The organism is Methylomonas sp. Uni0009, from assembly GCF_054188105.3.
In genome coordinates this window covers 4684871-4700065 of the sequence record NZ_JBTAFN010000001.1, presented here as the reverse complement: position 1 = coordinate 4700065, position 15195 = coordinate 4684871, and the positions used below count along the sequence as shown (strand labels likewise).

The 15195-nt window shown below is 50.5% G+C and carries 13 protein-coding genes; all 13 read left to right on the top strand.

Annotated elements, in window-relative coordinates; translation table 11 throughout:
- The 13 genes from ACWAU0_RS21625 to rlmB all read left to right on the top strand — a co-directional run bounded on the left by ACWAU0_RS21625 (position 1) and on the right by rlmB (position 15194).
- Complete coding sequence (locus ACWAU0_RS21625; RefSeq protein ID WP_458137899.1) at positions 1-771, top strand: glycosyltransferase family 2 protein; 771 nt, start codon at positions 1-3, stop codon at positions 769-771.
- 43 nt (positions 772-814) lie between these two features.
- Positions 815-2170, top strand: a complete 1356-nt coding sequence (gene trhP / locus ACWAU0_RS21620) for a prephenate-dependent tRNA uridine(34) hydroxylase TrhP (protein ID WP_458137898.1) — start codon at positions 815-817, stop codon at positions 2168-2170.
- Positions 2171-2184: 14 nt separating this feature from the next.
- Complete coding sequence (gene rraA, locus ACWAU0_RS21615; RefSeq protein WP_458137897.1) at positions 2185-2670, top strand: ribonuclease E activity regulator RraA; 486 nt, start codon at positions 2185-2187, stop codon at positions 2668-2670.
- Between the two features lie 37 nt (positions 2671-2707).
- Positions 2708-3664, top strand: a complete 957-nt coding sequence (ispH, locus tag ACWAU0_RS21610) for a 4-hydroxy-3-methylbut-2-enyl diphosphate reductase (RefSeq protein ID WP_033155221.1) — start codon at positions 2708-2710, stop codon at positions 3662-3664.
- A 25-nt stretch (positions 3665-3689) separates the two neighbouring features.
- Positions 3690-4046, top strand: a complete 357-nt coding sequence (locus ACWAU0_RS21605) for a rhodanese-like domain-containing protein (RefSeq protein ID WP_033155220.1) — start codon at positions 3690-3692, stop codon at positions 4044-4046.
- The gene (gene hslR, locus ACWAU0_RS21600) at positions 4039-4437 is read left to right on the top strand and encodes an Hsp15 family ribosome-associated heat shock protein (protein ID WP_033155219.1); all 399 of its coding nucleotides are present in this window, start codon (positions 4039-4041) and stop codon (positions 4435-4437) included. The genes ACWAU0_RS21605 and hslR overlap by 8 nt, the downstream gene beginning before the upstream one ends.
- Before the next feature lie 234 nt (positions 4438-4671).
- The gene (locus ACWAU0_RS21595; RefSeq protein ID WP_033155218.1) at positions 4672-6462 is read left to right on the top strand and encodes a hypothetical protein; all 1791 of its coding nucleotides are present in this window, start codon (positions 4672-4674) and stop codon (positions 6460-6462) included.
- Positions 6463-6484: 22 nt separating this feature from the next.
- The gene (locus ACWAU0_RS21590; protein WP_225892863.1) at positions 6485-9427 is read left to right on the top strand and encodes a DUF748 domain-containing protein; all 2943 of its coding nucleotides are present in this window, start codon (positions 6485-6487) and stop codon (positions 9425-9427) included.
- 94 nt (positions 9428-9521) lie between these two features.
- On the top strand, positions 9522-9968 hold the full coding sequence (locus ACWAU0_RS21585) for a hypothetical protein (RefSeq protein WP_026604268.1): 447 nt from the start codon (positions 9522-9524) through the stop codon (positions 9966-9968).
- 72 nt (positions 9969-10040) lie between these two features.
- Positions 10041-10364, top strand: a complete 324-nt coding sequence (locus ACWAU0_RS21580; RefSeq protein WP_033155216.1) for a hypothetical protein — start codon at positions 10041-10043, stop codon at positions 10362-10364.
- Positions 10365-10474: 110 nt separating this feature from the next.
- Positions 10475-12067 (top strand): cyclic-di-GMP receptor FimW-related protein, encoded by a 1593-nt coding sequence (locus ACWAU0_RS21575; RefSeq protein WP_458137896.1) that lies wholly within the window; start codon positions 10475-10477, stop codon positions 12065-12067.
- 62 nt (positions 12068-12129) lie between these two features.
- On the top strand, positions 12130-14454 hold the full coding sequence (gene rnr, locus ACWAU0_RS21570) for a ribonuclease R (RefSeq protein ID WP_458137895.1): 2325 nt from the start codon (positions 12130-12132) through the stop codon (positions 14452-14454).
- Positions 14451-15194: a 23S rRNA (guanosine(2251)-2'-O)-methyltransferase RlmB gene (gene rlmB / locus ACWAU0_RS21565; protein ID WP_458137894.1), complete on the top strand. Its 744-nt coding sequence runs from the start codon at positions 14451-14453 to the stop codon at positions 15192-15194. The genes rnr and rlmB overlap by 4 nt, the downstream gene beginning before the upstream one ends.
- Position 15195: the final 1 nt, after the last annotated feature.

The window sequence follows — 15195 nt, the reverse complement described above, 5'->3', positions numbered from 1 at the left end:
GTGTCTAATTTAATATCGATCATCACAGTTTGCTTCAACAGCGTTTCCACTGTCGAAGACACCATTCTTTCCGTAGCCAATCAAAAATATCCGGACAAGGAACACATCATTATCGATGGTGCCTCGACAGACGGAACCATGGATGTGGTAACGCGATACAAGGATTTATTGCGAGCGGTTTCCGAACCGGATCGCGGTATCTACGATGCCATGAATAAAGGTATTGCAATGGCGAGCGGCGAAATTATCGGGATACTCAATGCAGATGATTTTTATGCTGACGACACGGTGCTGGATCAAGTAGCCAACGTGTTTTCCGATGCGACAGTCGATGCTTGTTACGCCGATTTGTTATATGTAGAGCAGAAAAATACCAACCGAGTTATGCGCTATTGGCAATCGAAGCCTTTTCAGCATGGTCTTTTTGAAAAAGGCTGGATGCCTGCGCATCCCACTTTTTTTGTGCGCCGGAAAATATACGAGCAATACGGCGGTTTCGATCTTAATTTTCCGCGCCAGGCGGACTTTGATCTGACCATGCGTTTTTTGGAAGTTCAAAACATTAAATCAGTCTATGTGCCGGATATTTGGGTAAAGATGCGTATAGGCGGAGTTTCCAATAATAGTATCCGAGGCGTTTTGGAAGGTAATATCGAGGCGTATAAAGCATGCACAAAGAATGGCCTATGCGTATCCCCGCTGCCCTTTATTATCCGCAAAATGCTATCCCGAGTACCGCAATTCTTCAAACGTCCAAAAGTTACCGAATAGATTCTTTGTTAAAATGCCTGTCAGCTCAATTTAAAGTACAGACATGAAACACATCGAACTCCTTTCCCCCGCTGGCACCATTCGTAACATGCGTTACGCTTTTGCGTTCGGCGCTGACGCTGTCTATGCCGGGCAGCCGCGTTATAGCCTGCGTGTGCGTAACAACGATTTTATGGCCGACAACTTAGCCAAAGGCATCGCCGAAGCGCATCAACTAGGCAAAAAATTCTTTTTGGCTGCCAACGTCATACCGCATAACGCCAAGATCAAAACCTTTTTGAAGGATATGGCGCCGATCATCGCGATGCAGCCTGATGCGCTGATCATGGCCGATCCTGGCTTGATCATGATGACGCGGGAACAATGGCCGGAGATGCCGATTCATTTGTCGGTGCAAGCCAACACGGTGAATTATGCCAGTGTCAGATTCTGGAAAAGTATGGGTGTGGAGCGGGTGATTTTGTCGCGGGAGTTATCGCTGGATGAGATTGCCGAAATCCGCCAACAATGTCCGGATATGGAGCTCGAAGTATTTGTACATGGTGCGTTGTGTATTGCCTATTCCGGTCGCTGCTTGCTGTCCGGTTACTTCAATCATCGCGATCCGAATCAAGGTACCTGCACCAATTCCTGCCGGTGGAAATACGATACTAAGCCGGCTGTGGAAAATGCGGAAGGCGATTATTTGCTGGCTGATAGTGCGGTCATTTCGATGAATGATTTGAATGCCGGGCTCAATACCGCCAGTTGCGGCGGCGCCGACCGGCATCCTTTGGCCGACAATATCTATTTCCTGGAAGAAGAGGGACGTCCGGGAGAGTTGTTACCGGTGATGGAAGACGAAAACGGTACGTACATCATGAATTCCAAAGACTTGCGGGCGATAGAGCACGTGCAGCGCTTGGTGGAAATCGGTATCGACAGCCTGAAGATCGAAGGCCGTACCAAATCGCATTTTTACGTAGCGCGCACTGCGCAGACTTATCGGCAAGCGATAGACGACGCATTGGCGGGCCGGCCGTTTCAGCCCGAGTTGTTGGGGATTTTGGATAACTTGGCGAATCGCGGTTATACAGACGGTTTTTATCAGCGCCACCATACCCACGAACATCAAAACTACCTATCCGGTTATTCCAAAAGTCACCAGCAGCAATTTTGCGGCGAAATTACCCATTACGACACCGAAACGGGTTGGGCGGACATTAGCGTCAAAAACAAGTTTTCGCTGGGCGACAAGTTGGAGTTAATCCTGCCGCAGGGGAATCGGGATATAACTGTGGAGAATATGGTCGATAAATACGGCCAGCCCATGCAGGAAGCGTCTGGGGGCGGTTATGAAGTGAAAATTCCACTGCCTGATGCTGATTGCCAGTACGGACTGCTGGCGCGTTATTACTAGCCTTTGGAGGCTGTATGTCATTTCTTACCAGCGCATTATGTGATCGTTTTTCCGCCCAAGAAAATTTTCAAATTGCCGAGCCATTGTTCCGGTATTTCGGCGGTAAAACCCAGTTCAGCGGGCAAATCACGACTTTAAAAGTGTTCGAAGACAACACTTTGGTGCGGACCGTGCTGGAAGAAAAAGTCAATGATCGGGTGCTGGTTATCGACGGCGGCGGCTCAAAGCGTTGCGCCTTGTTGGGGGATACTTTGACTGCTTTGGCGGTCGAAAATGGCTGGCAGGGTATCGTCGTTTACGGCAGTATTCGCGGTTCGGAAGCGATCAACAAAATGCCGATTAGTGTGGTGGCTCTGAACACTCACCCGCTTTGCAGCAGTAAGCACGGACATGGACATCGGGATTCGATGATCACTTTTGCCGGCGTCAATTTCAAAAAAGATCACTATCTTTACGCCGATAGCGACGGAATTATCGTCTCGGAAACAAAATTGGATTAAAATCGTTTTGTCTTAACCAAGTAAAATACTCAAGAATATGCAAATCGTACTCGCAAACCCTCGTGGATTCTGTGCCGGCGTAGACCGGGCTATTGAAATTGTCGATCAAGCGATCGATACCTTCGGTGCACCGATTTATGTGCGGCACGAAGTGGTGCATAACCGTACGGTAGTCGATGGCTTGAAGGAAAAAGGCGCGATTTTTATCGAAGAACTCAGTGACGTGCCGGTGGGGTCGTACCTGATTTTTAGCGCTCACGGTGTGTCCAAGCAGGTCCAAAAGGAAGCGGAAGAGCGCAAGTTAACCGTGTTCGACGCGACTTGTCCGTTGGTTACCAAAGTGCACATGCAAGTAGCCAAACATGCCAAACAGGATAGAGAAGTGATTCTGATCGGCCATGCCGGTCATCCTGAGGTTGAAGGCACTATGGGACAGTACGACAAATGCACCGAGCATGGCGATATTTATCTGGTTGAAACCCCGGATGATGTGAAAAACCTGAGAGTGAATAATCCGGATAATTTGGCTTACGTCACGCAGACCACATTGTCCATGACCGACACCAAAATAATGGTCGACGCATTGCGTGAGCAGTTTCCGTCCATCAAAGAACAGAAAAAAGACGATATTTGCTACGCTACCCAAAACCGCCAGGACGCAGTTCACGATCTGGCAAAGATTTCGGATCTGATTTTAGTGGTGGGTTCGCCGAACAGCTCCAACTCCAACCGCTTGCGGGAAATCGCCGAACAGCTGGGTAAACAGGCGTTTTTGATCGATACCTACAAGGATTTGAAACAAGAGTGGCTGGAGGGCATCAACGTAGTCGGCGTGACTGCTGGGGCGTCCGCGCCTGAAGTGTTGGTGCAGGAAGTCATTAATCAACTCAAAGAGTGGGGCGGCGAAACCACCCAGGTTCGTGAAAACAAAGGTATAGAAGAAAAAGTAGTCTTCTCGATTCCGAAAGAATTGAAAAAACATATGGAAGCTTAATTCCGTTTCCGACTGGAGAATTTTTATGAGCCTTACTGCCCAAGAACTGGTGGCTGCCGCCAAACAACAGATTACCGAAATCGACGTGGCGACTGCGCAAGCGCGCTTGAGCAGTTTATTGCTGGATGTGCGCGAGCCAGCCGAGTACGCCGCCGGACATTTGCCGGGGGCTGTTAATATTCCTCGTGGCTTGTTGGAATTTAAGATCGATACCCATCCGGATTTTCAAGGTCGGCAACATGCGGACATAGTGGTTTATTGCCAGACCGGCGGACGTTCGGCATTGGCTACTCAGGTCTTGAATCAAATGGGTTATAGCGGTGCGGTTAGCATGGCGGGCGGTTTTAAAGCCTGGACGGAGAGTGGTTTAAGCGTTGAGTGAGTTAAACCAAGTCCGCATCGATAAGTGGTTATGGGCCGCGCGTTTTTTCAAGACGCGCGGTCTGGCCGGTGATGCAGTCAGCGGTGGCAAAGTGCACGTCAACGGCCAGCGCTGCAAGCCGGGCAAGGAAGTGAAAATCGGCGATTTGATTAGCGTCACCAAAGACCAATACACTTGGGAGCTTACGGTGACTGATTTGAATAATCAACGCCGTCCGGCTAAAGAGGCTGTGGCGCTTTACAGCGAAGACCAAGCCAGTATCGATAAGCGGCTTAAGCAAATCGAGTTACACAAGCAGCAGCAAGCCTTGCTGCATCCGTCGGAGCGCGAGCATAAACCCAACAAAAAACAACGCCGACAAATCCATCGCTTCAAACAGGACGCGCTCTAAGCACTATTGGCGCGTCGAACAAAACAATAGCCACAAAACACACTTCAATTTATCATTCCCGGCTAACTTGCATGGAATTAGTGCTTGAATAGCGTCTATCCGCGGCGTCAAGATGCCTTAGGATAAATTTTATCGAATCACGATTAAGCGGCGCCTAAGAACTCGATTCTACATTTAAACGATACTGCATCGGGCACATGCCTGCCTGGGTTTCGCGACACCATAGGATATTTAATGTCGATACGTTGTTTTTCAGTCCTGACTACTGCATTGCTAACCAGCGGTTTCCTAGCCGGTTGCGCCACAACCCGGCAAATTGCCGTCGATTATCCCAAAACCGAGTCTTTACCGATTAAGCCGCTACGCGGTCAATCTATGGTGAGCGGTGACGACTACTATGTACAATTGGTCTCCGACTTTGATTTCAAAGGGGATAACGCCCTGAAAGGCGGTTGCAGCGATGTCGGTGGTCATTACGAAAACGGTGACCTGTCCGCGGCGCTAGTATTCAGTGTGCATAACGATGCCTTAAAACTGAAGCGCGAAGCCAGCGGCTTTTTGTACCAAGCCACAACCGGCAAATGCAATTTCAAGCTGGAAACCAAAAAATCTTATCTGACCCCTTGGTTACGGCTCGATTCCAGCAAAGACACCCTGATCGAATACAACTTTCTGACCAGTAACAGCCACGAAGCCAATCTTTCCCAATTAATTAACGACGTGAATGCCGCCAGCAGTTTGTTCGCATTCACCGGTGTCGGCGCGGGTATGGCGGTGATGGGCAAGCTGGCCGGCAACTGGGTGGAGAGCAATCCGCAAGTGGTGGCCAAAACTCCCGCAGCCGGTACTTCTGGTAACGGTAAATACAGTTCCGAGACGCATTCTTTGCCTGCCAGTGTGGTACTTGCGGGGGACAGCAGTAGTTTCAATCAAATCCGTCTTGGCGTTTATGAGGTGGTTGAAGGTGGCTTGAGTGCTTGGTCTTCCGAAAGCAAACTGCTGGGCGAATTGCGGGTATACCCGGAAATTGTCTCCTCATTACTGTTGAAAACCTCGGGTGACCTGCCGCCCGACGCGCATGATTTGTCACTTGATGAGTTGTGGCGGATACCGATTCAAACGGCCAATGGCGAAGTCAGTTTGCGGCAGTTGATCGATCAAGTCGACCCGGCCGCGAAACCCAATCTGCAACCGGATTGGCAGAATTACCCGGATGTGGAAAGCCAATGCCGGCGCTTGAAGCTGGCGATGAAAGATTTGGGCTTCAATAAATTTGATCGCAATGCGGTGTTGTACTATTTCCTGAGCAAAACCTCGCCGGATTGGAAAAACTTTAATATCTCCGCGCAGCGGGCCATGACCGACGAAATCCGCCCCAAGTTGCTGGAACAATATCGGGCTAAGGACTTCGCCGGCTGTCTGGCGAGCGAAGACTACGCCGTCATGAAGAGCATGAAGCTAGCGGTTAACACCGAGCAGGATTGGGAGGCGCTGACCAACTCCCGGCAGAAAAAAGAAGGCGTCATCAACCCAATTCAATCGGCGGCGCGGCAATTTTTGTCGGCTTTGCAAAATCCCAACAAAGACGAAGCCGCTCGGCAGCTATACCCTTTATTAAATACCGAAAAAGGCGGGAACGGCACGGTGCTACTGCAAAACCATTTGGGCAACTTTGGTTTGGAAGCGCTACTGCAAGTGCCGACGGTTGCTGACGAAGGCGTGCTGATCAACGCCGCTCAGCTGGCGGGTGTGTTTAGCGGGCTCAATGTCGAGACTTACACTTGTGCGCGTCCGGCTCAAGATCAAGGCCAGCCTTTGGCGAATATCGGCATCATGCTGTTTGTCACCAAACCCGGCAGTCCGCGTGAAAAAGGCGGGGCTTTGGAGTTTGAGTTAGTGCAAGGCAAGATTGCCCGCCTGGCTTTTCAACATCCGTCCTTTCGAGATTTCGAACAAAACCTGGCCGATTATCCGGATCTCGGTGGATGCCGGATAGATGCCGATTTGTTGAATAAGCTGCACTAATTCCCAGCGTGTGGTGGTGACAATGAATCGAAAAAAAGGCTTGATCGCAGGATTGGGGCTTATTGCGCTTTTGGCGATCTACGCCTTCTTGGGGTTTTACCTGGTGCCGGCCCTGGCCTTAAAAAAACTGCCGGCTTTAATTCAGGAAGAAACCGGACAGCAAGCCCGGCTTTCGGCAATTCGCTTTAACCCCTTCAAATTCACACTGACCTTGGAAGGCTTTGCCCTGGCGGCGAAAGACGGCAAAGATCTGGCGGGTTTCGAGCGTTTATTTGTCGATTTGGACACCGTCGAGTCGGCAAAGCTGGGCGGTGTGGTTTTAGACGTCATTGATTTGCATAATCCGCAAGTCAATATCGAACGTCGCGCCGACGGCGCATTCAATTTTGCGGATATAAAAACCAAGCAATCAGAGTCGCAGCCTGACACAAAAGACAGTGACGGCAAAAGCTTGGCGCTGTGGGTTCATCAAATCGCGGTCACAGAAGGACGCATAGGCTGGCGGGATGCTACCAGCGGTCAAGTGCTATCGGAAAACCTGTTACGGCTTAATCTAAAACTCAACGAATTCAGCACTCAGGCGGCAAGCAGTGCGCCGGGCGAATTGAGTGTGGGTTTGGAATCGGGCGGCACTATCCAATGGCATGGCGATTTCTCGATTGCACCGCTGGCTTCTAAGGGTCAGTTGCAGTTGGAAAAAATAGGTCTGGCCAGAAGCTGGCAATTATTTTTGCAACAAATCCTGCCGGTGGAAATCGTCAACGGCGTGCTGGGTTTGCAAGTCGATTACACGCTTGCCCAAGCAGCGGATGGGATGCTCACAAAGCTAAGCAACGGCAATGTCGAGATCAAACAGCTGGAGATCACCGAGAACAATCACGGTAAGCCGTTAGTGAGTCTGCCGGCCTTGGCGGTCAACGGCATTAATGTCGATGTTAATCAGCAGCAAGTTGAGATTGGAGTGGTATCCAGCAGCGATGCGGGGATTAGCGCGTGGTTGCAAGCTGACGGTATTGTCAATTATCAGGCTTTGTTTGCCGGAGATGCCGCGGCTCAAGACGTTAATCAACCACCTGCAACGCCGATGGTTGCCGAGGAAAGCAAGCCCTGGCTGGTTAGAGTGGATGAGTTGGCATTCAACAACTACAACATTCATTTTACCGATTACAGTTTGCCGAAGCCGCTGGAGCTGCAACTGAGCGAGTTGAGTGGCAAGGTGCAAAAATTTAGCACGCAGGACAGTGGTAAATTGCCGGTGCAATTGAGCTGCAAGTTCAATAATACCGGCGGGTTGAAAGTGGACGGCGAGATGAGTTTGCAGCCATTTGCGGGGTCTTGGGCGCTGGATATTCACGATATTAACCTGAAAGTGTTCCAACCTTATCTGGACCCCTTTTTAAAACTGGAATTGGTGGATGGCGACTTCAGTGGTAAGGGCAATCTGCAATTAGCGGTGGCTGAGCAGCTGCAACTCACTTTTCAGGGCGACGCCAATTTAGAAGGTTTGGTGACTCGGGATCAGCTCAAGAACGTGGATTTCTTGAAATGGTCCAATCTGGAGGTGTCGGGAATAGATATCGATTTGGCGAAACAGGATTTCAAATTCGCCAAGGTAATGTTTGACCGTCCTTACCTGCGGTTTAATATCAAAAAGGATGGTAAAACCAATATCGACGATCTAATGCTGCCGCAAACACCCGCAAAACCAGCTCCGGCAGCTAAACCTCCTGCAAAACCGGCGGCCGCCAAATCCACCGAGCCGCGGGTCAGTATCGGTAAAATCGAACTGAAAGAGGGTAAGTCGGATTTCTCCGACTACTCCTTGATATTACCGTTCGTAGCGGCGATGAACAGTCTCAACGGCGAAGTCAGCGGGTTTTCCTCGGACAAAGATGCCGAGGCCAAGTTGGCTTTAAAAGGCAAGGTTTACGAGATGGCCTCGGTCGGTATCAAAGGCAAATATCAATTCGATACGGGGGATTCGGACATTGCCCTAAATTTTACCAACATGCCTTTGCCGTTGATTACGCCTTATATGGCTGAGTTTGCCGGCTACCGGATTGAGAAAGGCCAAATGGCGTTGGATTTGCGCTACACCATCAAGCAGGCGCAGTTGGCAGTGCAGAATAAATTGCTCATTGATCAGTTGACCTTGGGTGAGCATGTGGAAAATCCGAATGCGGTGTCCTTGCCTTTGCATTTGGCGATTGCCTTGCTGAAAGATGCGGACGGCAAAATTAATCTGGATTTTCCCATCACCGGCAGTCTGGAAGATCCGAAATTCAGTATTGGTTCCTTGCTGGCCGATGTGTTGGTTAATCTGATCTCTAAAGTGGCGATGTCGCCGTTCAAAGCGCTGGGTTCGCTGCTCGATGATGACAAGGACTTTAGCGCGGTGGCTTTCGCACCGGGTAGTGCTGAATTGGCTGTCGAAGAATCCGCCAAACTGGATCAGCTTAATAAAGCCTTGCTCAGCAAACCCGAGTTGACCCTGGAAATCAAAGGTATTGCTTACCAAAACATGGATTGGCCGGCGATGCGCTTTGAAGCAGTAAAGGATGTATTGAAAAAAATGAAGTCCGGCGAATTGCGCGACAAAGGTGAGAAAGTTCGGCACGAATACATTGAATTGACCGACGATGACTACAAGCGCTTGCTGGCCAAGTTTTTTGGCGAAGTCTTCCCGCAGGAGATGGATAGATCCTTATTAGGCAAGCCGCGGATCAAGGCTAATCCGGACTCTGACTTTTACCCGTTGGCGCAACAGAAACTGGAAGGCATTTTTCCACCCGATCCGCAGCGCCTTAACGATCTGGCGATTGCCAGAGCCAATCATATCGCGCAGTATCTGGCCGAACCGGGCGGGATTAGCAAAGATAGGCTGTATCTGATGGCGACCGAGTTGAATCAGGCTGAAACAGCCGATGGGATTAAATCGGTGCTATCGTTGAGCGTTTCACAGTAAACGGAAGCTTACACTGTTTGTAATATAATGGCGTTTACGCAGCGATAGTGGCGCATCGATTTGTATTTAAGGTTTTATAAAAATGGAGATTCTAATGTCAACCCAGTTTTTTCGATTTATTCCACTGTTGGCTCTAAGCCTAGGCGGACTGTTTTTCGTGTCTCCGGCGGCTGCGCAATCGCTAACATCCTGCACGATGACTTACAAGTTGAGCGGTTGGTCACTCGTTTATAAGCAATACGATGGCCTGGGTAATATCAGCTGCAGTAACGGACAGCGGGCGCAAGTTGCACTGGCGTCCAAGAGCATAGGTTTTACCATCGGTAAATCGGAAATCGAGGGGACCGGGGTGTTTTCCGAAGTTAGAAATCTGAATGAAATCTACGGCAGCTTTGTCGCCTTCGAAGGCCATGCCGGTGCCACTAAATCGATAGACGGGCAATTGTTAACCCGAGGCGAAATTTCTTTGGCGCTGTCCGGCAAGGGTCGTGGTATAGACATTGGCGTGACCTTGGGCGCTTTGACTATCTCACCTAGATGATCGGTTTTTGCGTTGCCGTTGCTTACCGATAAGGTCTGGGATTTTGCTGATTATGTCGATGGTAGGTGACCCGTGCCGTTTGTAGTCCGCGATCAGACAGGGGCAATCGTGCAACTGTGCGACAGTAGCGATGAGTGGCTCGATGTCGACCACCCTGAAGTAGTTGCATTCTTGCAGCAGGTCCCAAGTGATAAGGCAAGGGAAGCCTTGTCAGCTACCGATAACGACATGGTCAGGGTCATAGACGATTTGGTGGATTTACTGGTAGCCAATCAGGTGCTGATTTTTACCGAGCTTCCTGAGCGCGTGCAAACCAAGTTGTTGGCAAGGAAGCAACTCAGAAAGGATGTGAATGCCTTGCAAAATTTGATGGTAGACGATGAAGGGTTGTTCTAGGCAATGGTTGAGGGCTTAGCAACACAGCGCGCTGTTGGTTTTGTCGCCTATTGGGATGTCATCCTGAATAGTGAGCGATTCGCAGCACGTTCATCAATAATGGATGCTCTGTGAAAAACTCGTTTTTTCTGGTCATACCCCAGCAAAAAAATGATCCCCAATTGTCGGCGTCGTTTACCGACGATGCGCTACGGCAATGGATTACGGAACTGCCGACTGCCAATCCCGGTCTGGCCGCCCGTTTGTTTTACGAGTTGTTAGGTGAATTAATTTCGGTGGAAATGCCGGCGGCAAAGCGCTTGCATGCATTGGAGTTACTCAGAGACAGCTTCTACTTGATCGACGATTATTTGCGCTCGCGGTTAATCAAGTTCGGTTTCCCAAAGGGCGAAAGCGAAAAAAAAATATTCGGCTTGGCCTGTGCAATCGAAAGACAATTTACCATCGGCTATTGGAGTGTGGTCAAGGATTTGACCCGCCGAGAAATTGGTTGGTTGCAGGGTAAATCCACGGCCTTGGCGATACAGCGGACTATCCGGGGCTTGAGCCGCATCGTGATAAGTCATTACATGATGAGCTATCCGGTGCCGGATTGGATCTGGATCGATTTGCACTCGTTGTATAAACTCGCCGTGAAGTTGGATAAGGCGGGCTCCAAGGTGGCCGACCAGGGCGGTATATTCAGTAAACTGTCGTCAGTCGAAGACAGCTATAAACAAATATTGCTGTTAAGTTTGGCTTATCCATCCGGCTTGATGCAGAAAGAGTTTCAACTGGTTTATGAGTTTCTCGAGAAAATCAGCGATTTTCTGCAAATCGAAACCAAACCGGTAGCCGAACAAGCCGTGCAATGCGCGATTTTAATGGACGAAGACCTGCCGCCGGCTTTTTTGCTCGGCGGCACACAGACGGATCGCCGGTCGGATTCGGCCATGCTTTACCTGAATCTGACCAAGTTGGGTAAAGTCATCAAACAGGCGGACAAACTGTGCAGCAAGGAGGAGGCGCGTTTTAGTTCGCTGGAAGTCGATAAGAATAATCATCAAAAGCTCTCGGCGGAACTGTTCGACTATCTGATGCAGCGCTGGCAAGGGAAGGAGCCGCAAGGGACGGTATATTTTGCTGATCGGCTGGATAGATATGTGGCTATTGGTTTGGAAACGACCTATGATCTATTGGAAACCGGTAGGCCGGGTTTGGAAACCGGTCTGGAAATACGGGCCGAGACTGACTCCGAGCGCGCCTTGTCTTGTAATTTCCAAAAGGAAGGCGTGCTGTCTATCGGCAGCTTGGTGAGTTTCCGCAAGATAGACGCGATGCCGCAACAACGCTCGCTTGGCGTGGTCTGCAAAATACTGCTCCCCAAGCAGGATTCCAAGCTGATATTCGAGGTGATGGTAATCGCCGCCCAAGCCTTCCCGGTGGCTTATCAGGCGCTGGAGGCGGACACCGACGCGGAGCGCAAGAAAGCCTTAATCTATGGCATAAGAGATAACGAAGGCGAAAAAAGCTTTATCATCATGGATTCTTTTCGCTTGAAAGACGGCGATTTATTGCGAATGTTTATGGGACATGAGAATTTTCCCATCATTTTAAACGGCCGCAGAAATATCGGCTTGGGCTACTGGCAGTTCGAATGCCGGCGTATTCTGGACGACGTCATTCCCACGCAGAACAAGAAGAAAGGCTATGATTTTATATAACAAAGACGATTGCCGGCCGGTTCCGACAGGGAATAGGCGGCAGAACCCAGCAAGCAGATTCAATGACAGCAAATACCGATCAGACAGCTGATTTTAACGCACTCGTCGATCCGCACGCCCAGCGTGAGGCCGAAAAATACGAGAACCCCATACCCAGTCGCGAGCTGATCCTCCAGCTTATTCAAGAAGTCGGCAAGCCGTTACGCCGCCAACAAATCGCCCAACAATTTGCTCTGGAAACTCCCGATGCCTTGGAAGCGCTGCGCCGCAGGCTGCGCGCCATGGAGCGTGACGGTCAGTTAAGTTTTAACAGCCGGCAAAAATATAGCCTGGGCTCCGGGGATAACACCATTGCCGGACGGGTGCTGGGACATCCGGAAGGCTTCGGTTTCCTGAAACCCGATGACGGTAGCGAAGACTTGTTTTTGTCGCCGCGGGAAATGAAGCCGCTGATGCCTAATGACCGAGTCATCGCGCGCGTGGCCGGCATTGATAGACGTGGCCGCCGTGAAGCGGCAGTGATTGAAATCAGCGAACGCAATACGCATCAAGTGGTCGGCCGGTTTTTTACCGAGGGCCGCGTGGCTTATGTGGTGCCGGATAACAAAAAAATCGCTCACGAAGTGTTGATTGCCAAGGAAGACGTTGGTCATGCCAAGCAAGGTCAGATCGTGGTGGCCGAAATCATTCAGCAACCTAGCCAGCATTGCCAGCCCTTGGGTCGCATCACCGAAGTGCTGGGCGCGCATATGGCACCTGGCATGGAAATTGAAATGGCGATTCGCTCGCACGATTTGCCCAATCAGTGGCCGGACCAGTTACTGGAAGAAATCAAGGCACTAACTCCACAAGTGCCGGAGTCCGCCAAGCAGGGCAGGGAAGATATTCGCAAGTTGCCTTTGGTAACCATAGATGGCGAAGATGCCCGCGATTTTGACGATGCCGTCTACGCGCAGAAAACCCCAAAAGGCTGGAAACTGTTGGTAGCGATTGCCGATGTCTCGCACTATGTAAAAGTCGATACAGCCTTGGATGCCGAAGCCAAAAACCGCAGTACTTCTGTATATTTTCCGGAAAAAGTCATTCCGATGCTGCCGGAGATACTGTCTAACGGTTTGTGTTCGTTGAACCCGGAAGTGGATCGTTTATGCATGGTCTGCGAATTACTGATCAACGATGAAGGTAATGTCCTGCGTTCGCGGTTTTTTGAAGCGGTGATGCGCTCCCATGCGCGTTTGACCTATACCGACGTAGCAAAAATGCTGGTGGACGGCGATCAGAAACTGGCAAAAAAATACGCCGCTTTGTTGCCGCATTTACAGACTCTGTATGACTTGTACAGGGTGATGCGTAAGCAGCGCGAGTTGCGCGGGGCGATGGATTTCGACACCCAGGAGACCAAAATCGTCTTTGGGCCGGAGCGCAAAATCGCTGAAATCGTGCCTTTGCAGCGCAACGATGCCCATAAGCTGATCGAAGAATTTATGATTACCGCCAACACGGCAGCGGCGAAGTTTCTTAATAAGAAAAAAATGCCGCGCCTGCTGCGGATCCACGATGGCCCCGGCCCGGAAAAATTACTGGCACTGAAAACCTTTCTAGGCGAACTGGGTTTATTTCTGGGGGGTAAGGCGCAACCCACACCATTGGATTACATGCATCTGCTGGAGTCGGTAAAGGAACGTCCCGACGCGCATTTGATTCAGACGATTTTGCTGCGCTCCATGTCGCAAGCCGTTTACAGCCCGGAAACCAAAGGCCATTTTGGCTTGGCGCTGGATGCCTATGCGCACTTTACTTCGCCGATCCGGCGCTACCCTGATTTGCTGGTGCATAGGGCGATCAGGCATTGTCTGGCCGGTAAGTCGGTTGATAGTTTTTATTACACGCATCCTGACATGGTGTTGTTGGGTGAGCATTGTTCGGCGAACGAGCGCCGCGCCGACGACGCCACCCGCGATGTGGTGAGCTGGCTGAAATGCGAATACATGATGGATAAGATCGGCGAAGAGTTCGACGGCGTGATTTCCGCCGTGACCGGTTTTGGCTTTTTCGTTGAATTGCAATCGATTTACGTGGAAGGCTTGGTGCATATCGCCTCCCTGGTACAGGATTATTTTGCTTTCGACGCCAGTAAACATCAGTTGTACGGCGAGCGCACCGGCGTACGTTACCGCTTGGGCGATATGGTGAAAATTCGCGTGGTGCGGGTTAATCTGGACGACAAGAAAATCGATTTTGAGTTGCTACAGTCGGGTAAAAAAATCGCTAAGACCAAATCCTCTTCGAGCCGCAAAAAAGCCGAAGCCGGCGCTAAAGCGACGAAGTCGAATAAAGATAAGAAATCCTCAAGTAAGCCAAAAGCCAAAAAACGCCGTCGCTCATGACTTTAACCCAATTGTTTGGTATTCACGCGGTGCAAGCCGCGCTGGATTATTCACCGCAAAAAATTCGCCGTGCCTGGGTGGATAGTCAACGCCAGGATGTACGCCTGAAGCAAGTGATAGACGATCTCGTCAAGCTGGGTATCAATCCGGAAAAAACCGAGCGTAAAAAGCTGGAAAAGATGGCCGACGGCAAAAATCACCAAGGGATTGTGGTGGCCGTGGAATTGCCGGCGATGCGCAGCGAAGACCAACTCAAGCACGATGTCGAAGCGCTAACCACTATGCCGTTTTATCTGGTGCTGGATCAAGTGCAAGATCCGCACAATCTCGGCGCTTGTCTGCGTACCGCAGATGCCGTGGGCGCGCATGGTGTGATCGTTACTAAAGATAATGCCGCCGGTATCACGCCGACGGTTTGTAAAGTAGCCAGCGGCGCGGCGGAAACAGTGCCGGTGTATCAGGTTACCAATTTGGCCAGGGTACTGCGCTGGTTGAAAGAGCAGAATATCTGGATCATGGGCGCGGCCGGCGAAGCTGAACAAACTGTGTTTCAGATGGAACTGGATATGCCTTTGGCGGTGGTGATGGGTACGGAAGGTACTGGCATGCGCCATCTGACCCGTCAGCATTGCGATTTTCTGGTGAAAATTCCTATGGCTGGACAGGTGGAAAGCCTGAACGTATCGGTGGCTGCTGGCGTATTGTTGTACGAAGTGTTTCGGCAGAAACTGCTTGCTTAAA

What these genes read in the sequence shown, in the direction of transcription:
- trhP (WP_458137898.1), top strand. Translation starts at nt 815, where the DNA reads ATGAAACACATCGAACTCCTTTCCCCCGCTGGCACCATTCGTAACATG.
- rraA (WP_458137897.1), top strand. Translation starts at nt 2,185, where the DNA reads ATGTCATTTCTTACCAGCGCATTATGTGATCGTTTTTCCGCCCAAGAA.
- ispH (WP_033155221.1), top strand. Translation starts at nt 2,708, where the DNA reads ATGCAAATCGTACTCGCAAACCCTCGTGGATTCTGTGCCGGCGTAGAC.
- ACWAU0_RS21605 (WP_033155220.1), top strand. Translation starts at nt 3,690, where the DNA reads ATGAGCCTTACTGCCCAAGAACTGGTGGCTGCCGCCAAACAACAGATT.
- ACWAU0_RS21595 (WP_033155218.1), top strand. Translation starts at nt 4,672, where the DNA reads ATGTCGATACGTTGTTTTTCAGTCCTGACTACTGCATTGCTAACCAGC.
- ACWAU0_RS21590 (WP_225892863.1), top strand. Translation starts at nt 6,485, where the DNA reads ATGAATCGAAAAAAAGGCTTGATCGCAGGATTGGGGCTTATTGCGCTT.
- ACWAU0_RS21585 (WP_026604268.1), top strand. Translation starts at nt 9,522, where the DNA reads ATGTCAACCCAGTTTTTTCGATTTATTCCACTGTTGGCTCTAAGCCTA.
- rnr (WP_458137895.1), top strand. Translation starts at nt 12,130, where the DNA reads ATGACAGCAAATACCGATCAGACAGCTGATTTTAACGCACTCGTCGAT.
- rlmB (WP_458137894.1), top strand. Translation starts at nt 14,451, where the DNA reads ATGACTTTAACCCAATTGTTTGGTATTCACGCGGTGCAAGCCGCGCTG.